Annotated in this window: 23 protein-coding genes; 19 read left to right on the top strand and 4 right to left on the bottom strand. The window is 40.5% G+C overall.

Features of this window, described 5'->3' with window-relative positions; translation table 11 throughout:
* Nucleotides 1–15 precede the first annotated feature (15 nt).
* From rbfA to G7Y42_RS05875, 5 genes are all read left to right on the top strand, one after another.
* Entirely contained in the window at nucleotides 16–363 is a 348-nt protein-coding gene (gene rbfA / locus G7Y42_RS05895) for a 30S ribosome-binding factor RbfA (RefSeq protein WP_165004841.1), read from the top strand.
* 444 nt (nucleotides 364–807) lie between these two features.
* Entirely contained in the window at nucleotides 808–1731 is a 924-nt protein-coding gene (truB, locus tag G7Y42_RS05890) for a tRNA pseudouridine(55) synthase TruB (protein ID WP_165004843.1), read from the top strand.
* A 3-nt stretch (nucleotides 1732–1734) separates the two neighbouring features.
* Nucleotides 1735–2679, top strand: a complete 945-nt coding sequence (gene ribF, locus G7Y42_RS05885; RefSeq protein WP_165037846.1) for a riboflavin biosynthesis protein RibF — start codon at nucleotides 1735–1737, stop codon at nucleotides 2677–2679.
* A 186-nt stretch (nucleotides 2680–2865) separates the two neighbouring features.
* Nucleotides 2866–3654 (top strand): glucose-1-dehydrogenase, encoded by a 789-nt coding sequence (locus G7Y42_RS05880; RefSeq protein WP_165004847.1) that lies wholly within the window; start codon nucleotides 2866–2868, stop codon nucleotides 3652–3654.
* A 22-nt stretch (nucleotides 3655–3676) separates the two neighbouring features.
* Nucleotides 3677–4531 carry a GRP family sugar transporter gene (locus tag G7Y42_RS05875; RefSeq protein ID WP_165004850.1) on the top strand — a complete coding sequence of 285 codons (855 nt, stop codon included), beginning with the start codon at nucleotides 3677–3679 and terminating at the stop codon, nucleotides 4529–4531.
* 68 nt (nucleotides 4532–4599) lie between these two features.
* Here G7Y42_RS05875 and G7Y42_RS05870 read toward each other — a convergent pair whose 3' ends face one another.
* Nucleotides 4600–5055, bottom strand: a complete 456-nt coding sequence (locus G7Y42_RS05870; RefSeq protein WP_165004852.1) for a helix-turn-helix domain-containing protein — start codon at nucleotides 5053–5055, stop codon at nucleotides 4600–4602.
* A 3-nt stretch (nucleotides 5056–5058) separates the two neighbouring features.
* On the bottom strand, nucleotides 5059–6633 hold the full coding sequence (locus G7Y42_RS05865; protein ID WP_165004854.1) for an ABC transporter ATP-binding protein: 1575 nt from the start codon (nucleotides 6631–6633) through the stop codon (nucleotides 5059–5061).
* A gap of 469 nt (nucleotides 6634–7102) precedes the next feature.
* On the opposite strand from G7Y42_RS05865, the gene G7Y42_RS05860 reads away from it, so the two are divergent.
* The 13 genes from G7Y42_RS05860 (at nucleotide 7103) to dnaJ (ending at nucleotide 20760) form a co-directional block, all read left to right on the top strand.
* Entirely contained in the window at nucleotides 7103–8356 is a 1254-nt protein-coding gene (locus tag G7Y42_RS05860; protein WP_165004856.1) for a radical SAM protein, read from the top strand.
* The gene (locus G7Y42_RS05855) at nucleotides 8328–8585 is read left to right on the top strand and encodes a PqqD family protein (RefSeq protein ID WP_165004858.1); all 258 of its coding nucleotides are present in this window, start codon (nucleotides 8328–8330) and stop codon (nucleotides 8583–8585) included. Before G7Y42_RS05860 ends, G7Y42_RS05855 begins: the two co-directional genes overlap by 29 nt.
* A gap of 189 nt (nucleotides 8586–8774) precedes the next feature.
* Complete coding sequence (locus tag G7Y42_RS05850) at nucleotides 8775–9167, top strand: hypothetical protein (RefSeq protein WP_165004860.1); 393 nt, start codon at nucleotides 8775–8777, stop codon at nucleotides 9165–9167.
* 784 nt (nucleotides 9168–9951) lie between these two features.
* Nucleotides 9952–10419 (top strand): YbaK/EbsC family protein, encoded by a 468-nt coding sequence (locus G7Y42_RS05845; protein WP_165004861.1) that lies wholly within the window; start codon nucleotides 9952–9954, stop codon nucleotides 10417–10419.
* A 373-nt stretch (nucleotides 10420–10792) separates the two neighbouring features.
* Nucleotides 10793–12190, top strand: a complete 1398-nt coding sequence (locus G7Y42_RS05840) for a hypothetical protein (protein ID WP_165004863.1) — start codon at nucleotides 10793–10795, stop codon at nucleotides 12188–12190.
* A 385-nt stretch (nucleotides 12191–12575) separates the two neighbouring features.
* Entirely contained in the window at nucleotides 12576–12806 is a 231-nt protein-coding gene (locus G7Y42_RS05835) for a DUF6290 family protein (protein WP_002329324.1), read from the top strand.
* The gene (locus G7Y42_RS05830) at nucleotides 12803–13069 is read left to right on the top strand and encodes a type II toxin-antitoxin system RelE/ParE family toxin (RefSeq protein WP_086285943.1); all 267 of its coding nucleotides are present in this window, start codon (nucleotides 12803–12805) and stop codon (nucleotides 13067–13069) included. The genes G7Y42_RS05835 and G7Y42_RS05830 overlap by 4 nt, the downstream gene beginning before the upstream one ends.
* A 424-nt stretch (nucleotides 13070–13493) precedes the next feature.
* Nucleotides 13494–13655 carry a hypothetical protein gene (locus G7Y42_RS05825; RefSeq protein WP_165004865.1) on the top strand — a complete coding sequence of 54 codons (162 nt, stop codon included), beginning with the start codon at nucleotides 13494–13496 and terminating at the stop codon, nucleotides 13653–13655.
* Between the two features lie 801 nt (nucleotides 13656–14456).
* Nucleotides 14457–15626 (top strand): radical SAM family heme chaperone HemW, encoded by a 1170-nt coding sequence (hemW, locus tag G7Y42_RS05820; RefSeq protein ID WP_165004867.1) that lies wholly within the window; start codon nucleotides 14457–14459, stop codon nucleotides 15624–15626.
* A gap of 234 nt (nucleotides 15627–15860) precedes the next feature.
* Entirely contained in the window at nucleotides 15861–16904 is a 1044-nt protein-coding gene (hrcA, locus tag G7Y42_RS05815) for a heat-inducible transcriptional repressor HrcA (RefSeq protein ID WP_165004869.1), read from the top strand.
* A gap of 90 nt (nucleotides 16905–16994) precedes the next feature.
* Nucleotides 16995–17558 carry a nucleotide exchange factor GrpE gene (gene grpE, locus G7Y42_RS05810; protein ID WP_165004871.1) on the top strand — a complete coding sequence of 188 codons (564 nt, stop codon included), beginning with the start codon at nucleotides 16995–16997 and terminating at the stop codon, nucleotides 17556–17558.
* Between the two features lie 54 nt (nucleotides 17559–17612).
* On the top strand, nucleotides 17613–19442 hold the full coding sequence (dnaK, locus tag G7Y42_RS05805) for a molecular chaperone DnaK (protein WP_165004873.1): 1830 nt from the start codon (nucleotides 17613–17615) through the stop codon (nucleotides 19440–19442).
* Between the two features lie 148 nt (nucleotides 19443–19590).
* The gene (gene dnaJ / locus G7Y42_RS05800) at nucleotides 19591–20760 is read left to right on the top strand and encodes a molecular chaperone DnaJ (protein ID WP_165004875.1); all 1170 of its coding nucleotides are present in this window, start codon (nucleotides 19591–19593) and stop codon (nucleotides 20758–20760) included.
* 150 nt (nucleotides 20761–20910) lie between these two features.
* On the opposite strand, the gene G7Y42_RS05795 is transcribed toward dnaJ, so the two are convergent.
* Entirely contained in the window at nucleotides 20911–21648 is a 738-nt protein-coding gene (locus G7Y42_RS05795; RefSeq protein WP_165004878.1) for an amino acid ABC transporter ATP-binding protein, read from the bottom strand.
* Between the two features lies 1 nt (nucleotide 21649).
* Entirely contained in the window at nucleotides 21650–23215 is a 1566-nt protein-coding gene (locus G7Y42_RS05790; RefSeq protein ID WP_346773682.1) for an amino acid ABC transporter substrate-binding protein/permease, read from the bottom strand.
* Between the two features lie 188 nt (nucleotides 23216–23403).
* Between G7Y42_RS05790 and uvrB the strand changes: the two genes are divergently transcribed.
* Nucleotides 23404–25398 (top strand): excinuclease ABC subunit UvrB, encoded by a 1995-nt coding sequence (gene uvrB / locus G7Y42_RS05785; RefSeq protein WP_165004882.1) that lies wholly within the window; start codon nucleotides 23404–23406, stop codon nucleotides 25396–25398.
* Nucleotides 25399–25402: the final 4 nt, after the last annotated feature.

The following is a 25402-nucleotide window of genomic DNA, read 5'->3' as shown; positions in this document are numbered from 1 at the left end:
AGGAGGCTGCTTGATATGGCAAACTATCGTGACCGTCGTGTCGGTCAAGAGATCTTAAAAGAAGTAAATGATATCTTGCGTAAAAAAGTTCGAGATCCACGTGTCGAAAACGTAACAATCACAGATGTGCATGTAACAGGTGACTTGCAGCAGGCAACGATTTATTATAGTATTTTGTCTGATCTGGCATCTGATAAGAAAAAAGCACAAGAAGGATTGAACAAAGCAAGTGGATTGATCCGTCGCGAATTAGGGCATAATCTAAGTATCTACAAGACACCAGAGTTGACCTTTGAACTAGACGAATCAGTAGGATATGGCAATCATATCGATCAATTGCTTCGAGATCTGAATAAAGAATAAAAAAATTCGGGGCAGTTTTTGCCCGCTTTTAGGAGATGTGACAGATCACTGTCGCATCTCTTTTTTATATGCAAAAAACTGTGACAGGAAAACCTGCTCTGAGATAAGAGCCAGCTTCCTGTCACAGTTTTTAGATGTCAAAGACAAGTCTTTTTCTGTCTGGTTAGGAGAAAAAATTTGTCTTCAACGAGCCTTGGGGAAGAATACGGTCATTTGCGCGAAAGCAACCCGTACAACCAGTCAAAGGGTGCAAAGAAAAGATTTTCCATGTGATTCCCTCCTTTAACTAAAGGATAACATGATTTATATTTACGTGAGCGTGAATTTTGTTACGTTTTCGTTGCTAAAAAATAAAAACCGTCGTGAATGAGATCAAAGACGTCAGATATCCATTGCAGTATGTTATAATAATTCAGTTGATACCAAAAGAAATGGAGAGAAAAGATGGAAGGGCTATTACCTTTATGGAAAGAACGCGGGATGACAAGTCATGACTGTGTGTTCAAATTAAGAAAAATATTACATACGAAAAAAATCGGTCATGGCGGTACTCTCGATCCTGACGTGGATGGCGTATTGCCGATCTGCATCGGAAAAGCGACAAAAGTGATCGAGTATCTGACTGATTCCGGAAAAACGTATCAAGGAGAGATCACACTCGGATTCAGCACAACGACAGAAGACAAATCTGGCGAAATCGTCAGAGAAAAATTCGTCGAACAACCTGTGACAACCGAAACAATCGACCAAGTGATGGCTTCTTTCATTGGCGAAATCACTCAGATCCCACCAATGTATTCTGCAGTGAAAGTAAACGGCAAACGGTTGTATGAATATGCGCGGAACAATGAAACCGTGGAACGACCAGTACGAAAAGCAGTGATCTATCGGTTTGAACGTACTAGTGAACCTGTATGGAACAAAGAAAAAGGGAGCATGTCATGGCGCTTTGAAGTGGAATGCGGAAAAGGAACCTATGTCCGAACTTTAGCTGTCGACACGGGAGAAAAGCTAGGCTATCCTGCACACATGTCTGATCTGACTCGAACCGCCAGTGCCGGCATGAAACAAGAACAAGCAATCACCTTGCAGCAAGTCGCTGAATTTATGGAAAATGGAACGATCGATGAATATCTGCTCCCAATAGAAAAAGGGGTGGAACGATTCAAACGTGTCGATATCGATGAAACGACTTGGAAGAAAGTGAAAAACGGTATGCGTTTGGCCTATCCTGTTTTTGGTTTGTCAGAAATGCCAACAGAAGAAATCGCTTTGTTTTATCAAGGGAAAGTCGTCAGTATCTACCAACCGAATCCAAAAGAAAAAAACAGCTTAAAACCAAGCAAAGTGTTGAGAAATGAGGGTTAATACATGGAAATCATTAAAATCAGACATCCTTACCAGAAAAATCAGATACCAGATGACGAGGTAGTTCTCGTTCTGGGATTCTTTGACGGTGTACACTTAGGGCATCAAAAAGTGATCCAGACTGGAAAAGGAATCGCTGAAAGAGAAGGATTGAAATTGGCGTTGATGACCTTCAATCAGCATCCATCGATCGTGTTCAAAAAAATCGATCCCAGCAGTGTAAAGTATCTGACCACACTAGAACAAAAAGAAGAAAAAATGGCAAAGCTAGGCGTAGATTATCTCTATGAAATAGACTTCACTTCTTCATTTGCGCATTTGGCTCCGCAGGAATTTGTCGATCAGTATATCGTAGGACTCCATGCAAAATATGCTGTTTCCGGTTTTGATTATACGTATGGACCGAAAGACATCGCGGACGTTCCTCATTTTCCAACATATGCGAAAGGGCGTTTTGAGGTCGTCACAGTACCAAAAGAAGAAGAGCAGGGCGAAAAGATCAGTTCGACTCGGATCCGTCACTTGCTAGATGCTGGCCATGTCGCTGAAGTCAATCAACTACTTGGCTATACGTATGAAGTAGAAGGAGTCGTCGTACATGGGGATGCACGCGGTCGTTTATTAGGTTATCCAACAGCAAATGTCAAAGTAAAAACTACTGCCCATCTTCCGAAAGAAGGCGTATATGCTTCTGAAATCAAGATCGGCGAGACTTGGTTTCCCGCAATGGGTTCTATCGGTCACAATGATACATTTGGCGAAGGCCGTGAGTTGACTGTCGAGTTATATATCCTGAATTTCGATCAGGACATCTACGGTGAGCATGTGTCTATTCGCTGGAACCATTTTTTGAGAGATCAGGTAAAGTACTCAAGTGCAGAAGAGCTGATCGAACAGCTTAGAGCAGATGAAGAAGCGACAGCGGCTTATTTTGACCAAGCTGATTAGAAAATGATGAAGCAGGCAGCTATGTCTTTTGGCGTGGCTGCCTGTATTTTTGTTTCTTTTTGTGAAGCGTATTGTTTGCTTTAGACCATACTTGTTGGTGTACACTTTCATTAGAGTAAAAGTATCACTATTATGGGATATCAGTTAGTGTTCAAGCTATCTGAGTAAAAAGGAGCGGATAAAACAATGCTATATAAAGAACTAGAGAATAAAGTAGCTGTGGTCACAGGTGGATCAAAAGGAATCGGGACAGCGATCGCACAGCGTTTTGGTGCCGAAAAGATGAAAGTCGTTGTGAATTACAATTCCGACAAGCAAGGAGCGGAAAAAGCAGTACAAATCATCAAAGAAGCCGGTGGAGAAGCAGAAGCTGTCCAAGCGGATGTCAGCACAGAAGAAGGCATCCAGCGTCTACTTGATACAGCAGTAGAAAAATTCGGTACATTAGATGTCTGGGTGAACAATGCAGGGATGGAAAATCAGCATCCGACGCATGAACTGAGTCTGGAAGACTGGGAAAGAGTCATAAAAGTCAATTTGACTGGAGTCTTTTTAGGTACGAAAGCTGCACTGAATTATTTTACTAAGAACGACAAAAAAGGCAACATCATCAATATGTCTTCTGTCCACGAGCAAATCCCATGGCCAACTTTTGCCCATTACTCTGCCTCAAAGGGTGGCGTGAAGTTGTTTACTGAAACAGTCGCTATGGAATATGCGCCTCAAAATATTCGGATCAACAGCATTGGTCCCGGTGCCATCCGAACACCGATAAATGCAGAAAAATTTGATGATCCAGAACAAAAAGCGACATTAGAAGAAATGATTCCAATGGGACGCGTAGGGGAGCCGAATGAAATCGCGGCCGCCGCAGCTTGGCTTGCATCTGATGAATCAAGCTACGTGACAGGGATCACGCTGTTTGCGGATGGAGGGATGACTTTGTATCCTTCTTTCCAAGGCGGAAAAGGTTGAGAAAAGGGATGTGTAAAAATAAATGAATCTAATCATCGCATTGATCCCGGCAATTGGCTGGGGGATTCAACCGTTGATCTTGAAAAAAATAGGTGGCAGACCGACAAACGAAATACTGGGGACTGGGATCGGCGCAGTGATCGTTGGTCTTATCGTTCAGTTTTCCGTGGCACCAAAAGGCATTGCGATCTCGACTTTTTTGATTAGTATGCTTTCAGGTCTGTTTTGGGTCATTGGGCAGACCGGTCAATATACGACCTTCAATCTTTTAGGAGTTTCGAAAACCATGCCGATTTCAACCGCGCTCCAATTAGTCGGCACGTCGCTGATTGGCGTTTTTGCTTTCGGTGAATGGTCTGGAAGTACAGGAAAGCTGATCGGAGCGTTTGCCATTATCCTGTTGGTCATCGGATCGACGCTTACAGCTATCAGTGATGATCCTAGCAAAAAAGGCGGCATCGCTAAAGGAGTCAGCTTACTGGCTTCGACGAGTATCGGTTATTGGGTATATAGTGCCCTTCCTAAATTAGTAGATGCAAGCGGACTATCTATTTTCTTTCCGCAGATGCTTGGCGTATTCCTAGGAGCAGTCATCTATGTCATTTTTCGACAGCCAACTGCTTTTTCTGAAGACAACAGTTGGAAAGCAACGATCGTGGGTGGGATCTTCAGTGTTTCTGCTCTTGCCTATATCTTTTCGGCAAATGAAAACGGGGTCGCTACTGCGTACATCATTACACAGTTGAATGTCGTGATTTCGACATTAGGTGGAATGTTCATCCTCCACGAGAGCAAGACATCGAGAGAACTCAAATTGACGATCATCGGTCTCATCCTGATCGTAGTCGGGAGTATGGTGACTGTTTTCATCAAATGATCGGTATAAATAAAAAAACGAAGAAGTGCCAGAAATTCTTGGCATTTCTCCGTTTTTTTTTACTTGTCTTACTTATCGGAAAGCGAGATATCAGTTTGTTTCATCAGCTGTTCATTAATCCAAGCACTAAAATTCGTGATGTAACGAAAATTTCCGCCAATCAAAAGTTCAGCATGCTCTTCTCTAAGCAAGTTATATTGCAATAGTCGATCTCTTTGATTAGCATACACATCTAAATGATAATTGATGACGTCATCTCTGAACTGATTCAGTACTTCATTTTTTTCACAATAGAGATTGAATTTCATGACGATAGGGGCTTTGAGCATAAATAGATTTTCACTGCGCGACATCGGTTTTTCCTGACTGCCATACAAAAATTCGTAAAGATCTTGTTCAGAAAATTTCCATTGCCCGCCGACCTTCGTTCCTTTAAGCTTTCCTTCATGAAGATAATTTCTAATCGAGCGTGTTGTGACACCTAATTGTTTTGCTAGTTCATTGACTGAATAATAATCTCTCATCGCTTATCCTCCTATATGAATCATTTTATTGGCGTACTCAGCATTTGATTTGTCATGAGAAGTAAAAAGGATGATTTTATCTTTCCCTAGCTGGAGCAGTGTTTCGAAAATCGCATCTGAAGAATCTTTATCGATGCTGCTCGTGCTTTCATCCAAAATCCAAACATCACTTTCTTGTAAAAGCATCCTGGCAATCAACAGACGCTGTTTTTCTCCGCCAGACAGATTGGCTCCATTGTCGACTATGACAGAATCCCAAGACTTGTTTTTAAAAATCGGCGCTAAAAGAACAGAATTTTCGAACTTTTCTTTTTCGGAAAAAGATAAAGGTCCTCCTAAAGTAATATTATACTCAAGTGTGTCTGAAAAAAACATACTAGTTTGAGAAAGATATGTTATGTTTTTTCTAATTTTCTGATAATTGAGCGTATGTGCGGGTAAATCATTGATCAAAATCCCATTTGTCGGATAGAAGCCTAGTATCGCTTTGATTAATGTTGATTTTCCAGATCCGGAGGGGCCCTCGATATAAACGATATCACCAGCGACAAAGGTGTCTTCCACTTTCAGGTGAAGATGTTTGCTGCCTTGACCGACGATGATATCTGGTTGATCCAATCCAATCTTTGTTATGTGACCGATTGCTGTCCCAGTTTGATCTTCTTGACTTGCTTGGAGATTTTGATCCACGAATCTTTGATTAGCCGCTAGTGTTCGATAATCGACATTGATTTTTGTCAGATCGGATAAAGAAGTGAAAAACAAGGGCAGCAGGATGCTGACAACCATCATATTGTTCAACTGAAGGATCTCTTGGTTGACGAGATAGCTAATGAGGATGAATATGACATTTTGTGCTAGCTGATTGACAAATGTGATCGTATAACTCGTGACTTGCGCAAATTTATTGGTTGAAGCCAAATTTTTATACATGCTTGAAACAGAAGGAAGTACTAGCGTTTCTACGACTTGGAAATTTTTGATCATTTTGAACTGTTCAGCGCTGTTTAAAAGAGAAATTAGGTCTTTAGTCGTGTCAGTGGTTTTTAGTTGCATCCTTTCGATTCGTTCATTTAGAGAAGTATTGATCCATCGATAGGAAATCAGATTTAAAGGCAGAAGAATGAAAGTGATTAAAAAAACAGGGATACTTAAATTAAGAAAAACTAGAAGAATAACCATGATCGTGATAGAAGATTTTAAGATCAAAAACAGACTAGTAGTCATGAATAGGTAATTCGTATCGACGAACTGGAATAAACGAGTCACTAAATTCCCCGATTCAAGCGAAATGTATTTTTCGAAATTCAAATGATAGATTTTTTTTAGTAAATCGGTAAACGTCCGCTGATTGAATTTCTCAGCAAAATTTTCTCGATAAATAATCAATGCTATCTGAAAAACGTAGGACAGAGACATCGCGCAGACGATCAAGAAAATAAGCGAAAAGAGAGAAGTTTTTTGTTCATTCGTGGTTTGAAGAATAAATGGCGCAACAAATGTCGTAAGGACGGTCACAATCACTAAAATAACAGAGATGAATAGATAGCGTTGATTCGTTTCTAAGAATTTCTTCATATTTTTTCCTCCCAGAATCTATTGACAAGGCTTTACAAAGAACATTATACTATAACTAGGAAAAGGAGGAAACTTAAAAATTCTCATTTTTCCTAATTATAAAGAAAGGAGAACGCCTATGTTCAAGAAACCAGAACTAAAAAAAGTATCAGGTAGCGTAGCCGCACCTTGTTCCTGCGGATTGCTTTCCGGTCAAGGTTCCTAGAAAACGAATCGTAGAATCTAGTTTCAGATCCTAGTTTTAATAGTTATTCTACTTGAGAAGTTCCCACTGCTTATACAGCTGAATAAATGCAGTGTATGCAATGAAACAACATTCACCACAAAACCTGTATTCCAAAGATGACTCCCCCTCATCTGGAAACGCTATCTTGTAATGGCGGGCCACGGTTTATTCAAAATTGTGGGATCGAGGTCGGGAAGCCTGTTTATCCTGACCTCAATCTCTTTATGAAAGGAGAATCACGGAATGAAGATCGAAGAGAATCTATATGCATACAGCTACGCTGGGCGATTCCTATTGCATAATGTTTTAAGAAGTACATGGATCTTGATTGATGAAGAAGAACTGCAATTGATTCAACAACATAGATACACGGAACTTTCTAGAAGTACGCAGAACAAGTTAAATATATTCCAGTTATTGCTGAAGGAGCCTCTGGAGATTGAGAAGCCGGAAAGAACGACCCCGAAAACTGCCTATTTAGTCCTGACACATCAATGCAATCTGAAATGTGTCTATTGTTATGCAGAAGCAGACCTAACGAAAGAATATCCTGACAGCTTGACATTTCTTGAATGGATCGATGTGTTGAATCAATTGAAGGACGCCGGTGTTGGAAAAGTGATCTTTACGGGCGGAGAGATCGGACTGAACCATGATTCCCTGAAATATATCGATTACGCGAACCGCATCGGGTTAACAGTAGGACTAATCACCAATGGGACGATACTTGGCACTAAAAAAAATGCAGCATTTTTGGCTAAAAGATGCGCGGCAATCACTGTCAGTCTTGATTCGATTGATCCAAAAGCCAATGATGAAAACCGAGGAAGAGGCTGTTATGCCATTGCCATGCGCGGAATCAGACATTTATTGAAGTTAGGGTACAAAAATATTTCGGCAAATGCCATCGTCACGAATCAAAATCTTCCATTCGTGGACGAAACGATCGAGTTCTTCAAAGAAAATGGCATTTCTTATAAGATCGGCGGTTTCAGTGAATTAGGGCGAGCAAATACGGCTGAAATCTCTTTGACTGCTGAAGAACGGAAGATGATCGAATGGAAAGAAAAAAATACAGAACGTTCTCCATTGATGCAGCCATTCACCATCAAAGACTCTTGCGGATTAGGTATTGGAGAATTTGCAATTAACCCAATCGGAGAAATTTATGCATGTAAATTACTAGAAACGGATGAGTATAGATTAGGAAATATCAGAAGAAAAAGAGTAGCGGACATTTTTAATGAAGCAAGCATTCAGCTAATCGACTCTCAAAATGTGGAAAATCTAAAAGCTTGTCGAAACTGTTCTTTCCGATATCTATGCGGAGGCGGCTGCAGAGCACATCATTACTATAAAACAAATGACCGACAAGGAGTAGAAAAAGAAGAATGCGAATTATTGAAAGAAACGATCAAATATCAGATGTATCGTGCTTGTACTTATCAGGAGACAGGAGGAACAATCGATGAAATTGAATCGCGCACTAGTCTATGAAAAACTTGGAAAGACTATCTATTTGTCCATGGACAATGAAGTATATCTATTAGACAACGAGGTATCTTTTTATATTTTTGATTTGTTGAAAAAGGATCGTTCACGAACGGAAATAAAAGAAAAGACAAAAGAAACTTTTGCTTCCGAAGAAGAATTCACAAATGACGAAAAAGACCGCTTTGTCGATGAATTTCTCAGTGAGTTACATAGACATTCGATCATTCTTTGACAACCAATTTTTTCATAACGGATTCCGGTTTTTTGTTTTTAGAAAATAACGACAAATAATAGCGGAATCATATTTTTTCCAACAGTTTCAAGGGATATATAAAATGAAACAATTTTTAGAAAACGCTTTATCTACAGAATGATAACTAATACAATAAGAAATGAAGAGAAAAGACAGGAGGAAATGATTGTGACACCGAAGACCGTTTTTCCGATCCCGGAAGATATGGAACTAATTAGAACGCAATTGATTTATGTGGCACGAGAAAAAAATATCGACCTCGATCAGCTATTTCAAGAGGAGAGACCGCTGTTTCTTCGTTTGGAAAAATTCGTGGCCGGAAAGAGCAGCGAACTCACCATTAGAGAACTGATACAAATCTGTGAAAAATTGGATCTATCGATGGTCTCTTTCTTCGATATGTATCCTTATAATTGGTCATTCAGTGAAAGAAAGGAGCAAGAGAGGACATTCCATGATCTAGAGGAGCTGGAACGTAAAGCACCAATAAGAACGAATATCGCATTGATGAAAATGTTATCTGATTATACAAAAAGGAAGAAAAAAAGAATGAATAAATAAATCGAGAAAACAGCGAATATGGATGATTGAAAACTGAACAGCTTTAACCCCAGTGAAGAGCGTTTGAACAGCGTGCTGGGTCAGCATGGCAATCAGTCTTTATGCAGACAGCCGGAGTGATAATTCCGATGTTTGCCGGTATACTTTGCAGCAATGTGAAGACAACTAACGGTAAAAGCCGTTAAAAGCGAAGTGCTGGGTGGAAACTACGCAGGGATAGGGTACAAAACTCTTGGGCGGGAAAATAGACGTTGTCTCGAAAGGACAAAAGAATCCAAGTAAGGAGAAGCAGTGTGAGAAACTGGCTCAAACCTTGGAAACCTCAAAATAACCGTCTCTGACGAGAACCTTGGAAACAAGACTTTTACAAGAGAAGTTGGTGCAAGTAGCTTAAAGCGTCAGAAATCAGCTGATTTACTCATTCAAGAGTTATTGCTGAACGTTCAAGTGAAAGCTGTCAGCCGATGTGCTGGACCGTACAAAAAAATGCAAGAAGAAGCAATCAAGTAGCTCTTGACTGCTCAGCCTTCTTGAGTACGTCACCTAATAATCCTGTACCTAGTGGAAGCAGGAAGAAAAGCCTAAAGCTGTTTGGTTTTGAATCATCCTATTGATCTGTTTCTCGTTATCTGGTAGAAGTATCTGATGAGAATCCGGAATCATACCTTTACCTTTGCATTACCAAACATAGCAAATAAAAAACTGGATATGGCGAAACGTTGTAAATACAACATATAAGTGGTAAACTACGAAAAAACAGCTGAGTGGAAAAGAGGGATCGATCATGCTCGATTTAGAAGAAAAATTTACTCAAGCGGGATTGTATTTTGAACTGTATCACCACCATTCAATCTATACAAATGAAGACGCTTTAGTAGTCAAGAAGGAACAAGGATTTTCCGGTACAGAGACAAAGAGCCTATATTTAAAAGACAAGAAAGGGGATCATTACGTATATCTTACGTTCACCACGAAACAAACGGATTTCAAAATCTTGAATCAATTGACAGGCAAGCGTCTTTCCGTCGTCCCCTCAAAGGAGATGGAAGAAGAAACCGGACAGAAAAAAGGCGCAGTTTCTCCATTCGGTTATGAAGTAACGATCCCGATCCTCATCGACAGAGCATTACTTGAAGAAGAAAAACTAGTCTTTGCACCGGGACGACCAGATCAGACGATGGTCGTGAAAACGGCGGATCTGGAGAAGATCCTTCGATTATTGGCTGTGCCGGTGTTTCTAGTATCAACATAAAATCAAATAAACTCAAAAATCTCGCCTTTTTTTATGGATGTATTTATAGAATGAACAGGTAATTTCTTTTTTAACCATGCTATTTCTTAAGAAACAAAAATAACTGAAATCTAGTTAAATCTCTAAATTGAGCGATTTGACTAGATTTTTTTATGAGAAAATAGGACGATATTCAAAAATAACAACTAAGACAATCCAGCACCATTTTTTTCTCTGGATAAGAAAAAAAGTTCGGTTAAAAGGAATATCCATTCTCGAAATATGTTTAAATAATTACTAACATAAGGTGAAAACGAAGTAATGGATGAAAAACATCTACAGGAGTTTTACTCATCGATGAATGTGACCAACCATAAATAAAGGAGTAAAAGAAATGCCAAGAGAAAACGGTAGAGAAATGAATAGTCCATCCAATTATAAAACAAATGACAATATTCAGGGAAAACTGACTGCAGGTGAGAATAGACAAACAGTTATGCAACCGAGCGCTAGAAAACGAATCCATGATCCGCTTCCTCAATCTACAGACAGATCTGAAAAGTGGAATAGGATCAGAAAAGTTCAAAAAACTTCATCGAATACCTTCACAAGAACAGAAGATGTTTCAGTAAAACCTGAAGATTTATCGGCCTTTATCCCTATTAAACCAGTCGAAGTGTTAGATGACGAGAGTCTATTGAGAGATGAGATTAGAGGATGGATCAAAGAATATCTGTGCATGCATCCTAGACGTGACTTTCGAGTATTTGCTGGTCTCGATACGAGAAATACACCAGATTATATCAAACCATTCCAAGTAGAACTCGCACAGGGATTTGAAAATGCGAGAGACATGTTCTCGCGTATGAAAAACCAATGCCAGAACTTATCAACAAAAGAAGCGATTTCCCGCACCAACGAAGGTCGATACCTGATCCAAATGTTCGAATTGGAAAAAGCCCCTAATCAAGAGCAGATATTAAAAGAGATAAATACAAGACTCCATTCAATAGCAGAAAATGGAGAACAGCTTCTCCAGCAAACTGTAGAGATTGGTTTTGAAAATGTTTGGATCGCATCTAAGGAGTTGATTTGGGATCAGGAATCAAAATCGTATGTGACACAGTTGATAAACTCGGATATGCCGAATGCATTCGTAAAGACAGTAGATCCACAATGTAGAATCGTGTTTTTGGCAGACACATTTCATTTCGATCCCCATGTACGACCAGGAGAGGAATTAAAAACACCTGTAGCTGAAGCGATCATCCATGAAACGACACATCTTAGCTCAGGTACAGTGGATCTGTTGTTTTACAGTAAACCTCCAAGTGGCTATGCCTTGAGCGGAAAGGATCTATTAAACGACCGCCATACAGAATTTCATAAAATAGCTGGTTCTTTAAGTTTCAAAGATTTCGTAAATCGACTAGCACAACAACAGAATCTACCGCAATTATCAAATAAAGCAGTGAAGGATGCATTATCCTCTGACCACATGCTGCGGGCGAATCTTCTGATAGAAGATGCGGAACTGGTAATGACGATCATCAGAGACCTTTCTCAAGGAAGGGCCATTGATGAACGACCACGTGTACGAAGAACACAAGAACAGGATATAACAAAAACAGAAAGGAAAGTAGAGGGGAAACTGCCAGATATAAAGAATGAAACTGAAAAGATGCGGCTATCGGATGCTATAGTTATAGGAAAAGAAAGAAGCCAATCTGCGAGTGGAACAAAGCCCAATCAAAGCTTAGAAAGAATTCAGAATGTGGATAGTCATCGATAAAATAGAGTCCGTATAATGGATTTTTATGAGGTCGGGTCGAGCACAAAAATACGAAGACCGATAGACCGCTGTACACGTTCTCTATTGCGAAGAAGCCCAACTCAATGAAGCCACTCGAGAAGATGATTTTACCAGCAAAGAACAAACCGTCAGCTTCAACACGCCCGAACAACCAAAAGAAAAGACGCCCAAAAAACAACCGACCTTGCCGAAAACGAGGAGTATGGGATCATGGACAGGTGTATTCGTAGGAGCTGTTTTAGTATTTTCCTCCATTTTTTATTGGTTAAAAAATGGAAAGATCTCAAAATAAGCTCAGTACATCATACAAAATTGACATCTTGTCCCTTTTGTATTACAATGTGATACAAAAGGGGGCGATAATATGGCTATGATTACGGTTCGTGTGAGTGATGCCGAAAAAGAATGGCTTTCTTATATGGCGGAATTTTATGGGATTACTTTATCTGAGCTTCTAAAAACCTATTCGATGGAACAACTAGAAGATGAATACGATCGTCAAACGGCTGAAATTGCCCATAAACATTGGGTAGAAAGTGGAAAAACAACAGTATCCATGGAAGAAATCCTTCATGAATTTGGAGGGCTGGAATGACCTACCGTTTAGAATTCACGCCTGAAATTCAGAAACAACTTCGTAAAATGGACAAGCATCAAGCGACGCTGATTGTTCGATGGCTGTATCAACATATTGATGGTATTGACGATCCGAGAAAATTCGGCAAAGGATTGACCGCTAATCGTTCAGGACAATGGCGTTATCGAATTGGCAAATATCGTGTGTTGGTAGAGATAGAAGATAATCAAATGGTTGTTATCGCTATTCAAGTGGGACACCGAAGAAATGTCTATGATTAAGAGACTATTTATTTTTACAAAAAAATAATAATTGGAATCTAGTTAAAACTCTTGAAGTGAGAGATTTAACTAGATTTTTTATGGGGAAAATGTTGAGAAGTTGTTTAGGAGAAAGAATTCCAATGTTAGAGGAGCTATAAGTGGTAATAGGAGAAGAATTGAATTTTGTAGGTAGAGTACTACTAGGAGTATTGAGTATGTGCTGTTTTATCAATGGCACACGTTTTCTCTTGAAAGTAAAAACAATTGTTCATTTGAATGTAGGAAAAAAATGTCAAGGACGGATTATATAAAGGCAGAAACATATTTAAAAAAGATAAGCTATTTGTTTTTTGGGGTTTTGTGTTTCTTGCCATAAGTTTCATTTTAGTGTGTTTTTAAAAAATATCCTTGCATTCATTCAAAAAAATATCGGAGGAATTACATGACTGAGAAAGAACAAGTACAACAAATCGTAAAAAAGTATAATAAAAGTGTCGCTGATTTATCAGAAAATGCCTCAGCGAAAGAATTTAAAACAGTAATGAAGTACGTAGCAGATGAAGCAAATAGGAAGCAACGTAAATTAGTGGGGTTGGATAAATAAATTTTTTATATCACATTCTTAGAGCATAGGAAGTGCGCAATCATTCGCTATGATGATGCTGGCACCAACATTTGCTTGAAGTTCTTTGACAGTTAAGTATCTTCTAAATTTCATATCAAAAAATGTTTGAGGCTCCTCAAGAGTATCTTTATAAAGTGGAGGTTATCATGCATTTTTTATATGGATCGACTGTTAAAATCGTTAAATCAATTGGTTCCAGAGACGATGCTGAAATATCAAGTATTGAGTTCTTTTGTGCGTTGTCCTAAGAATATGCCTAATCCCTTTGCTAAATCCTTAGATTGGCGCATGGCAAAACCTTTTTCAAACTCTACCATGTAAACCTCCAATCGATTACTAAAAATGAGAAATTTAGTATCTTTGATTGCATTAACTGAAAATAATTCATAGAAATCTGAATTAAAAAAGCATTCACGAGAAGAAAATAAATTCCTGTTCTAAACACTTTATAAAATCTAGATAAATTAATTTCAAATGATTTGTCGGAATAGTAAAAGGAAGATATTTACAACCAGGTAACCAGTTCAGTGAAGGAAAAAGTAGTCCAAGAAGTCGATTCTTGGATTTTTTAGTGGATTTGTTCGACAAATACGGTTAGTATGCGTATATGAGAGGTTGTAAGCAAAGCGTTGTGACCTGAGCACTTAAGGAGGAATCTGTGAAAATAGCTTTTCATATTTTTGCAGATTTTGACTTAATGCCGAAGGTCAGCTTTGTGAACACCGTTTAAAGAAGGTCGAAAACAGGTACGACTTTTCGACGTAAGGAGAAAGAATTTCAATGATAGAAACAATAAATCCCGCAGAAAACAAGGTTTCTGCGTACATCCATATCCCATTTTGCGAGCATATCTGCTATTACTGTGACTTCAATAAAGTATTTTTAGAGGGTCAGCCAGTAGATGAATATGTCGAGATGCTGCTGAAAGAAATGGAGATCATGGTACAAAAGCACCAAGTGGCTCAGTTGGAAACATTATATGTAGGTGGCGGAACGCCCACTTCATTGTCGGCAAAACAATTGGATCGATTGTTATCTGGAGCTAGAGAAATCTTACCTTTTCAGGAGGGAAAAGAATTTACGGTAGAAGCGAACCCTGGAGACTTGACTCGTGAAAAACTGCAAGTGATGAAAAATTACGGAGTCAATCGTCTATCCATGGGAGTCCAAACCTTTGACAATCGGTTGCTGAAAAAAATCGGTCGCAAGCATACGGCAGAAGACGTCTATCAAACGATGGATTTTTTGTCAGCTGAGAATTTTTCAAATGTCAGTATCGATTTGATCTATGCACTGCCAGGGCAGACGCTAGAAGGTTATCGTGATACGTTGGAAAAAGCCTTAGCTCTTGATTTACCGCATTATTCTCTGTATTCCTTGATCTTAGAGAACAAAACCATGTTCATGAACTGGGTACGACAAGGACACCTGGAACTTCCTGATCAGGAAACGGAGACCAGAATGTTTGAAGAAACGATTGAAGCAATGGAAAAACATGGGCGCCACCAGTATGAAATCAGTAATTTCGGTTTGACAGGTCACGAATCGCAGCATAATTTAATGTATTGGAACAATGATCATTATTTTGGATTTGGCGCAGGCGCAAGCGGCTACCTCGGAAATACGCGTTATCGTAACAAGGGGCCTATCCAGCATTATTTGCGTCCGTTACGTGAAGGAGATCTTCCTGTTTTGGAACAAGAAAAACTTTCTCGAAGCAATCAAATCGAAGAAGAGATGTTTCTTGGGCTGCGCAAAAAATCAGGTATTGCGAAACAGCATTTTTATGAAAGATACAACCAGACTATCGAATCACTTTATCAGCCGGTACTAGATGAATTGGAACAAGAAGGATTACTGATAAACGAGACAGATCGGATATATCTAACGCAAAAAGGCACTTTTTTAGGAAACAATGTTTTTGAACGCTTTTTACTTGGAGAAAAATAGAGAAATGAAAAATTAAATTTTGTGTAATTTTAAATAACGAATCAAAGCAAAGAGATAACAAACACAACATAAACCCTGTATTGGCGCCTTTTTAACACAACTGAAAAAATTAGCACTCTCTTCATTAGAGTGCTAAAAAATGAGCTCTTTCTCTTGACAGGAAAAGGGCTTCTTGCTATATTTATAAGTGGATTAGCACTTAGAATATATGAGTGCTAATGAGAGGTGAGGAAGATGTTAACAAAGCGACAAAACGACATTTTGCGTCTGATCATCCAAAACTATACGAGTAGTGGCGTGCCCGTTGGTTCCAAAACATTGATGTCTGAGGGAGTCGAGGCTAGCTCAGCGACGATCCGCAATGATATGAAAGCTCTAGAAGATGAGGGTCTCTTGCTTAAGACACATTCTTCTTCGGGACGGATTCCATCTGCTTCCGGCTATCGTTATTATGTGGACCATTTGTTGAGACCAGCTCGTGTGACAGAAGATGATCTGCTATTGATCCGTCAGTCTTTAGGCAAAGAGTTCCATGAGATCAATGAGATTATCAAACAATCTGCTGAGATCTTATCTGAGCTGACAAGTTACACGACGTTTTCATTGGGACCAGAAGTAAAAGACCGCCGTTTGACTGGTTTTCGAGTCGTTCCATTGAATAATCGTCAAATCATCGCGATTGTTGTGACTGATATGGGAAACGTGGAAAGCCAAGTATTCACTCTCCCAGAAAATATGGGGAGTCAGGAAATCGAAAAAATGGTACAGATTGTGAATGACCGTTTAGTCGGAGATCCTCTGATGACGGTATATCACAAACTGCGTACGGAGATTCCGATGATCCTGCATAAATATTTCCAGACCACAGAAGGGATGTCTGATCTTTTCGACGCCGTCTTGGGTCATGTGTTTGAGGAAAAGGTTTATGTCAGTGGTCAGATGAATCTTTTGGATTATGAGCCCCGTCAAGACCTTGATCAGTTCAAGTCTATGTTTTCTTTTATGAAAGATTCAAATGGACTCACTCAAATGATCGCTCCAGTGGATAGCAATATCCACATCAAGATCGGTGCTGAATTAGGTAATGATTTATTGCAGAACATGAGTATGATCCAAGCAAGTTACGAGATCGATGGGCATGGAAGAGGTACAATAGCTTTGTTGGGGCCAACAAGCATGCCGTATTCCAGGATGTTCGGATTAGTCGATGTCTATCGAAGAGAATTAGCAGCTAAGCTTGCTGATTACTACCGTTTGCTTGATTTGTCAGAATCATGACGCATACAATAAAGCTATCGCAGCTGATCGTTCTCTCATTGAGCAAGAGCAATCAAACAGCTGACTGAATAATGAAAGGAAGACTGTATCATGAAAGAAAATCAGGAAGAACTAGATAAAGAGATGACAGACGCTCAGCCAGAAGCAGAAATCGATGTAGAAGCAGCAGATGATTCAGGTGTTTCAGAAGCAGAAGCGGAAGAATTCGAATCTGCGAAGCTGAAAGCTGAATTAGAAGAAATGGAAGACAAATTTCTACGCGCTCGTGCAGAAATCGCCAACATGGCTAATCGCGGAAAAAATGAACGGGAGCAGCTCCAGAAATACCGTTCACAAGATCTAGCAAAGAAATTGCTTCCGGCTATCGACAATTTAGAACGTGCATTAGCGACAGAAGTTTCTGATGAGCAAGGCGCAAGCTTGAAAAAAGGCGTTGAAATGGTCTTAGAAAGTTTACGTCATGCATTGAAAGAAGAAGGGATCGAAAAAATCCCTGCAAAAGGAGAACTGTTTGATCCTAATCTTCATCAAGCCGTTCAAACGATCCCAGCATCTGAAGAAGCACCAGCTGATACGATCGTTGAAGTTTTGCAAGAAGGTTATAAATTACATGATCGCGTATTAAGACCGACAATGGTCATTGTGGCACAGTAAGCTGTGTCAATTGAAACATAACCAAACTTTTTACAGAAAAAGGAGACGTTAATTATGAGTAAAATTATCGGGATTGACTTAGGAACAACTAACTCTGCTGTAGCAGTTTTAGAAGGAAACGAAGCAAAAATCATCGCAAATCCAGAAGGAAACCGTACGACACCTTCTGTTGTATCATTCAAAAACGGAGAAATCCAAGTCGGGGAAGTTGCAAAACGTCAAGCAGTGACAAACCCAAATACGATCTCATCTATCAAACGCCATATCGGTGAAGCAGGCTACAAAGTGGATGTTGAAGGAAAATCATATACACCACAAGAGATCTCTGCTATGATCCTTCAATACATCAAAGGGTTCGCTGAAGATTACTTAGGCGAAAAAGTAGAAAAAGCAGTTATCACTGTCCCAGCTTACTTTAACGATGCACAACGCCAAGCAACAAAAGACGCTGGTAAAATCGCTGGTCTGGAAGTAGAACGTATCGTGAACGAACCAACAGCTGCAGCACTAGCTTATGGTTTGGACAAAACAGATCGTGATGAAAAAATCTTAGTATTCGACCTTGGTGGTGGTACATTTGACGTATCGATCCTTGAACTTGGTGATGGCGTGTTCGACGTATTGTCAACAGCTGGAGATAACCACTTGGGCGGGGATGACTTCGATAACAAGATCATCGACCATATGGTAGCAGAATTCAAGAAAGAAAACGGCATCGATCTTTCTCAAGATAAAATGGCCTTGCAACGTTTGAAAGACGCTGCTGAAAAAGCGAAAAAAGACCTATCCGGTGTATCAAGCACACAAATCAGCTTGCCATTCATCACAGCCGGCGAATCAGGACCATTGCATTTGGAAATGACATTGACACGTGCAAAATTTGACGAATTGACAGCTGACTTAGTCGAACGTACAAAAGTTCCAGTACGTCAAGCATTGAAAGATGCTGGTTTATCTCAATCAGAAATCGATGAAGTCATTTTAGTCGGTGGTTCGACACGTATCCCTGCTGTAGTGGAAGCAGTACGCAAAGAAACAGGAAAAGAACCAAATAAATCAGTAAACCCTGATGAAGTAGTTGCAATGGGTGCTGCTATCCAAGGTGGCGTAATCACGGGTGATGTGAAAGATGTCGTTTTACTTGACGTAACACCATTATCATTAGGTATCGAAACAATGGGTGGCGTATTTACAAAACTGATCGACCGTAATACAACGATCCCAACAAGCAAATCACAAGTATTCTCAACTGCGGCAGATAACCAACCAGCAGTAGATATCCATGTATTGCAAGGGGAACGCCCAATGGCTGCAGATAACAAAACGCTAGGAAGATTCCAATTGACAGATATTCCTGCAGCGCCACGTGGTATCCCTCAAATCGAAGTAACGTTCGATATCGATAAGAACGGGATCGTGAATGTTTCTGCAAAAGATCTAGGTACGCAAAAAGAACAAAAAATCACAATCAAATCTTCTTCAGGCCTGACAGATGACGAAATCGAACGTATGGTCAAAGATGCAGAAGCAAATGCAGAAGCAGATAAAGCACGTAAAGAAGAAGTGGATCTTCGCAACGATGTAGACGCTCTGTTGTTCTCAGTGGATAAAACATTGAAAGAATTAGAAGGCAAAGTCGATGAAGAAGAAGTGAAGAAAGCTGAAACAGCTCGTGATGAATTGAAAGCTGCTGTTGAAGCAAACAACATCGAAGAAATGAAAACAAAACGCGATGCATTGAATGAAATCGTACAAAACCTGACAGTGAAATTGTATGAACAAGCTGCACAGCAACAAGCACAAGAAAACCCTGAAGCAGCACAAGGCGGAGCGGATGATGTCGTTGATGCTGATTTTGAAGAAGTCGATGGCGACGATAAATAATCAGTTCACTGAATTTCGAGAAAGGCCAAAGTTGCTACTTTGGCTTTTTCTTTTGAAAATAGTTTGAAGTATCGGTTTTTGTTTCCTATAAAATGTGATATGATAACAAACGACGTGAAAATGATGAGAACCAATAGGAGGAAAGCCTATGGCAACAAAACGTGATTATTATGAAGTCTTAGGGCTCTCAAAAGGAGCTTCTGAAGACGAAATCAAGAAAGCCTATCGTAAGCTTTCAAAAAAATACCATCCAGATATCAATAAAGAGCCCGATGCGGAAGAAAAATTCAAAGAAGTATCGGAAGCCTATGAAATCTTAAGTGATCCGCAAAAACGAGCTGCCTATGATCAATACGGTCATGCTGGAACAGATCCGAATTACGGTGCTGGCGGAGCTGGTGGCGGTTTTGGTGGCTTTGGCGGCTTCTCAGGAGGCGGCGGCTTTGGTGGTTTTGAAGATATCTTTGATTCGTTTTTCGGTGGAGGAGGCCGTACAGTAGATCCTAATGCACCTCGTCAAGGGGCGGATTTGCAGTATAGAGTCGATCTTTCATTTGAAGAAGCGATCTTTGGTGTAGAAAAAGAAATCAAATATAACCGGGAAGAAATCTGTCATACTTGTGGCGGTAACGGAGCTAAACCAGGGACACAGCCAACGACTTGTCATAAGTGTCATGGTGCAGGGACGATCAATGTTGAACGTCAAACACCACTAGGCCGTGTCATGAGTCGTCAAACTTGTGATGTATGTCATGGAACTGGGAAAGAAATCAAAGAACCATGCCCAACTTGTCACGGCTCTGGTCATGAAAAGAAAGCACATTCTGTGAAAGTCAATGTACCAGCTGGTGTAGAAGAAGGACAGCAAATGCGTTTAGCAGGTCAAGGGGAAGCCGGAGAAAACGGCGGACCATTTGGTGACTTGTATGTCATATTCCGCGTAGAAGAAAGTGATATCTTTGACCGTGATGGTTCTGAAATCTACTATGAATTGCCATTGAGTTTCGTCCAAGCAGCTTTGGGCGATGAAGTGCAAGTACCGACCGTCCACGGAGATGTGAAGCTGAAAATCCCTGCCGGAACTCAAACAGGTACGAATTTCCGCTTGCGTGGGAAAGGTGCGCCAAAATTACGAGGTGGCGCAACAGGCGATCAGCACGTAAAAGTAAAACTGATCACACCGAAAAACCTGAACGAGCAGCAAAGAGAAGCATTACGTGCTTTTGCTGAAGCTGGTGGCATCAAAGTCGAAGAACAGCAAGAAGACGGATTCTTCGATAAAGTGAAAGATGCGTTAGGTGGTAAGAAGCGTAAGTGATTTCGTTCAAAAGATCCTTGAGCTTCGCTGCAGTTTTGTAAAATAAAAATGGGGCTGGAGAACCACAATTGGTTTCTCCAGCCCCATTAGTGATAGAACCAAAAAGCCGCGTGATTCAAAGATCACGCGGCTTTTTAGACTTTATAAGAGTTAAATGTTCAAAACTTTGTTCAAGAAATCTTTCGTCCGTTCATTCTGCGGATTTCCGAAGACTTCTTCTGGTGTGCCGTCTTCTAAGAAGTTTCCGCCATCAATGAACATGACGCGGTTAGCTACTTCTTTAGCAAAGCCCATTTCGTGGGTGACAATCACCATTGTCATACCTTGTTTGGCTAGTTTTTTCATGACATTCAATACATCGCCGACCATTTCTGGATCAAGAGCAGAAGTTGGCTCGTCAAAAAGCATGATATCTGGATTCATGGCTAATGCCCGCGCAATAGCCACACGTTGCTTTTGACCACCGGAAAGCATTTCTGGATACATATCTTTTTTATCTTCAAGACCGACTGTTTGAAGGAGTTTGATTGCTTTTTTTTCGGCTTCTTCTTTTGATTCTTTTTTCAGATCCATTGGTGCCAAGGTGATGTTCTCTAAAACGGAAAGGTGAGGGAACAGATTAAAGTGCTGGAAAACCATCCCGATGTGCTGTCTCACCAGATTGATGTCCGTGTTTTTGTCCATCAAATGTGCGCCGTCGATGATGATCTCACCGTCTGAAGGCTCTTCTAAACGATTCAGGCAGCGAAGGAAAGTGCTTTTTCCGGAACCAGAAGGGCCGATGATACAAACCACGTCGCCTTCGTTGATCGACACGTTGATATCGTTTAAAACCGTATTTTCTCCGTATTTTTTTACAAGATGTTCTACTAAGATTTTTTCTGACATCTTATTTCACCTTCTTTTCTAAAACTTTCGCTAATTTTGTCAGAGCTGTGATCAAGATCAGATACATGATTGCGATGATCAGATAAACATACGTACTTTGTGTCGTACGTGCCACGATGATCTTCCCAGTTTGCAAGAGTTCGACTACACCGATCGCTGAGATGATTGTCGTATCTTTCAAGGAGATCACGAATTGATTGACAAAGGATGGAAGCATGATTTTTATAGCTTGTGGCAAAATGATTTTTTGCATCGTCCGATTATAAGAAAGTCCCAAACTTCGAGAGGCTTCCATTTGTCCCACTGGAACAGCTTTGATCCCGCCTCGCACGATCTCGGCGATATAAGCACTTGCGTTCAGTGTCAATGTGATCACACCAGCAATAAAGTCAGGGATCGTAAAGCCGACAATACCTGGAAGACCGAAGAAAATGAAGAAGGCCAGAACCATCATAGGGATTCCGCGGATCACATCAACGTAAATGCTTGCGATCGTACGCAATGCACGAATCGGTGCGACGCTGAACAAACCGAAAATCACGCCGACAATCAGCGCAAGCACGAAGGAAACCAGTGTCAAGAGAATCGTTTTCCAAAGACCTTTAAGCAATGCTTGGTAGTTGTTTTGGATCAAACCGATGATCGTCGATTCGTTTTTGGAAGAACTAGAAACTTCATTTCCTTCTGCTACGTATTCTTTGATGATCTTGTCGTATTCACCTGTTCGTTTTAATTCTTTCAGTCCTTCGTTGAACATGTTGAGCAATTCAGGATTTTGTCCTTTTTTCACAGCGAAAGCATATTGTCCGCCAGATTCCTTTTTGATTGGTGTTTCAAGTGCTTGGCCTTGTTTGATCGCATATCCGATCACAGGGTAGTCGTCCATCATGGCATCAATTGCGCCGATTCTTAACCCGTCGTAAAGCTGATCAGCGGCGTCGAAGTATTTGATCGTATAACCGTATTGTTTTTCGTGTGCGCTCAAGAATTCCGCACTTTCGGTACCGACTTTTGCTCCGACAGTTTTTCCTTTTAGATCATTATAAGATTTGATGGAATCATTTCCTTTTTTCACAGCAAGCTGGATGCCGCTGTCGAAATAAGGATCTGAAAAGTCATAATTTTCCTTTCGTTCATCCGTGATGGTCATCCCGGCGATCATCCCGTCTGCTTGTCCGGATTCTAACGCTTGGAGTGCTGCAGAAAAGCCGCGATAGTCCATCCGTATATCGAAGCCTTGCAGTTTCGCAATGCTTTCCATCAATTTGACATCGATTCCTTCATATTTTCCGTCTTCATTCTGAAATTCAAACGGTGCGAAGGCGGAGTCGCTGGCGATGACGTATATGTCTTTCTTTGGTTTGATTTTTTGCATCGTCTCGCTTGCGTTTGATTCTGCGGTTGTTTTGTCATCAGCTTGTACAGGGTTGCTAAACACAAATGTGACAAGTCCTGTCATTATGAAAATAAATGTGTAGAAAAAGTGACTCTTTTTCATAATTAACCTCCTAAAATTCCAATATTTAATTATTATAGGCGATAAGGGAGCGATGAGACAAGCTGACAAGCTTTAAAAAATAAAAAAATTCTCTTTTTCTTACATCGCGTGTAAGGAAATGTGACATAAGCACCGAGAGAAAGAACTGGCGAAAGTATGTTCGGTGTGGTATAATTTTGATATAGGAATGTCTTTGCTTTCCTTTTCTTTTTGCAGGTCGTAAAATGAAAAGGAACGAACAAAAAGGAGGACGAAAAATGATTGAGAGAGATACCTCCCGACACTTTGAGCTGGTCTCGAAATACCAGCCTGCAGGTGATCAGCCCGAAGCCATCACGCAGTTAGTTGAAGGCGTAGTTGGCGGAAAAAAAGCACAGATCCTGTTAGGGGCGACAGGAACAGGGAAAACATATACGATTTCGAACTTGATCGAAAAGGTCAACAAACCTACATTGATCATTGCCCACAATAAGACATTAGCCGGGCAATTATATGGAGAGTTCAAAGATTTCTTTCCTAACAATGCGGTCGAGTACTTTGTTTCCTACTATGATTATTATCAACCAGAAGCGTATGTACCTTCGAGTGATACGTATATCGAAAAAGATTCGAGTGTCAATGATGAGATCGATAAGCTACGGCATTCAGCAACCAGTTCGTTGCTAGAGCGAAATGATGTGATCGTCATTGCTTCTGTCTCTTGCATTTTCGGGTTAGGTTCGCCGTTTGAATATCAGAAACAGGTCGTATCGATCCGGCAAGGGGCTGAGATCGATCGGAATCAGCTGATCCGTGATCTAGTAAGCATCCAATTCGAACGAAATGATATTGATTTTCAGCGCGGTCGTTTTCGAGTGCGTGGTGATGTCGTGGAGATTTTTCCAGCTTCTCGTGATGAACGGGCACTTCGCGTGGAATTCTTTGGCGATGAAGTGGAACGGATCCGGGAAGTCAATGCACTGACTGGAGAAGTTTTAGGCGAGACAGAACATGTGGCTATTTTCCCGGCTACCCACTTTGTGACCAACGATGAACATATGGAACATGCAGTGGCAAATATCAAAGCAGAGCTCGATCAGCGTTTAGCGGTACTGAGAAGCGAAAACAAACTGCTAGAAGCACAAAGACTCGAACAACGGACTAACTATGACATTGAGATGATGCTAGAGATGGGTTATACCTCAGGGATCGAAAACTATTCTCGACATATGGATGGTCGTAAGGAAGGCGAACCTCCTTATACATTACTGGATTTCTTCCCAGAAGATTCGCTGATCGTAGTAGATGAGTCCCATGTGACGATGCCTCAGATCCGTGGGATGTACAACGGGGACCGTGCGAGAAAACAAATGCTGGTAGATTACGGCTTTCGTTTACCTTCTGCCTTAGATAACCGGCCTTTGCGTTTAGAAGAATTCGAAAAACATGTGAACCAGATCGTCTATGTTTCAGCAACGCCGGGCCCTTATGAGCATGAACAAACTGATACTGTCATCCAGCAGATCATTCGTCCGACTGGATTGCTGGACCCTGTAATCGAAGTACGGCCGATCATGGGACAGATTGATGATCTCGTTGGAGAAATCAATGAACGTGTCGAAAAAGATCAGCGGGTGTTCGTAACGACATTGACGAAAAAAATGGCTGAGGACTTGACCGATTACTTTAAAGAACTCGGTATCAAAGTGAAATACCTGCACAGTGACATCAAAACGCTAGAAAGAACAGAGATCATCCGAGATCTTCGTCTAGGCGAATTCGATGTATTAGTAGGGATCAACCTCCTTCGTGAAGGATTAGATGTGCCGGAAGTATCTCTTGTAGCCATCTTGGATGCCGACAAAGAAGGATTTCTGCGTAGTGAACGTTCGCTTGTCCAAACTATTGGACGTGCGGCACGTAATGAAGAAGGAAAAGTGATCATGTACGCAGACAAGGTCACTGACTCGATGCGTTTGGCAATGGAAGAAACATCGAGACGCCGAAGCATTCAGAAAAAATACAATGAAGAACATGGAATCGTTCCAAAAACGATTATCAAAGAAATCAGAGACCTGATCTCGATTACCAAAGAATCAGAAGATGATCCGAAAGAAACGGTTCAACTCTCTTATGAAGAGATGACAAAAGAAGAAAAAGCAACTTTATTGATGAAATTAGAAAAAGAAATGAAGGATGCTGCGAAAGCCTTAGATTTCGAAACAGCCGCCAATGTGCGCGACATGATATTAGAATTAAAGGCTTCAGAGTAGGAGG

The sequence above is a fragment of the Enterococcus sp. ZJ1622 genome (assembly GCF_011038845.1).
Taxonomy (GTDB): Bacteria; Bacillota; Bacilli; order Lactobacillales; family Enterococcaceae; genus Enterococcus_B.
The sequence above is the reverse complement of the archived record's forward strand: the minus strand, read 5'-3'. Positions and strand labels throughout refer to the sequence as shown.

Coding starts and splice junctions, on each gene's coding strand:
- G7Y42_RS05845 (WP_165004861.1), top strand. CDS start 9,952: ATGCTCGATTTAGAAGAAAAATTTACTCAAGCGGGATTGTATTTTGAA.
- G7Y42_RS05865 (WP_165004854.1), bottom strand. CDS start 6,633: ATGAAGAAATTCTTAGAAACGAATCAACGCTATCTATTCATCTCTGTT.
- G7Y42_RS05870 (WP_165004852.1), bottom strand. CDS start 5,055: ATGAGAGATTATTATTCAGTCAATGAACTAGCAAAACAATTAGGTGTC.
- G7Y42_RS05855 (WP_165004858.1), top strand. CDS start 8,328: ATGAAATTGAATCGCGCACTAGTCTATGAAAAACTTGGAAAGACTATC.
- G7Y42_RS05825 (WP_165004865.1), top strand. CDS start 13,494: ATGACTGAGAAAGAACAAGTACAACAAATCGTAAAAAAGTATAATAAA.
- G7Y42_RS05835 (WP_002329324.1), top strand. CDS start 12,576: ATGGCTATGATTACGGTTCGTGTGAGTGATGCCGAAAAAGAATGGCTT.
- dnaK (WP_165004873.1), top strand. CDS start 17,613: ATGAGTAAAATTATCGGGATTGACTTAGGAACAACTAACTCTGCTGTA.
- ribF (WP_165037846.1), top strand. CDS start 1,735: ATGGAAATCATTAAAATCAGACATCCTTACCAGAAAAATCAGATACCA.
- uvrB (WP_165004882.1), top strand. CDS start 23,404: ATGATTGAGAGAGATACCTCCCGACACTTTGAGCTGGTCTCGAAATAC.
- dnaJ (WP_165004875.1), top strand. CDS start 19,591: ATGGCAACAAAACGTGATTATTATGAAGTCTTAGGGCTCTCAAAAGGA.
- truB (WP_165004843.1), top strand. CDS start 808: ATGGAAGGGCTATTACCTTTATGGAAAGAACGCGGGATGACAAGTCAT.
- G7Y42_RS05875 (WP_165004850.1), top strand. CDS start 3,677: ATGAATCTAATCATCGCATTGATCCCGGCAATTGGCTGGGGGATTCAA.
- G7Y42_RS05830 (WP_086285943.1), top strand. CDS start 12,803: ATGACCTACCGTTTAGAATTCACGCCTGAAATTCAGAAACAACTTCGT.
- grpE (WP_165004871.1), top strand. CDS start 16,995: ATGAAAGAAAATCAGGAAGAACTAGATAAAGAGATGACAGACGCTCAG.
- G7Y42_RS05840 (WP_165004863.1), top strand. CDS start 10,793: ATGCCAAGAGAAAACGGTAGAGAAATGAATAGTCCATCCAATTATAAA.
- G7Y42_RS05795 (WP_165004878.1), bottom strand. CDS start 21,648: ATGTCAGAAAAAATCTTAGTAGAACATCTTGTAAAAAAATACGGAGAA.
- hrcA (WP_165004869.1), top strand. CDS start 15,861: ATGTTAACAAAGCGACAAAACGACATTTTGCGTCTGATCATCCAAAAC.
- hemW (WP_165004867.1), top strand. CDS start 14,457: ATGATAGAAACAATAAATCCCGCAGAAAACAAGGTTTCTGCGTACATC.
- rbfA (WP_165004841.1), top strand. CDS start 16: ATGGCAAACTATCGTGACCGTCGTGTCGGTCAAGAGATCTTAAAAGAA.
- G7Y42_RS05880 (WP_165004847.1), top strand. CDS start 2,866: ATGCTATATAAAGAACTAGAGAATAAAGTAGCTGTGGTCACAGGTGGA.
- G7Y42_RS05860 (WP_165004856.1), top strand. CDS start 7,103: ATGAAGATCGAAGAGAATCTATATGCATACAGCTACGCTGGGCGATTC.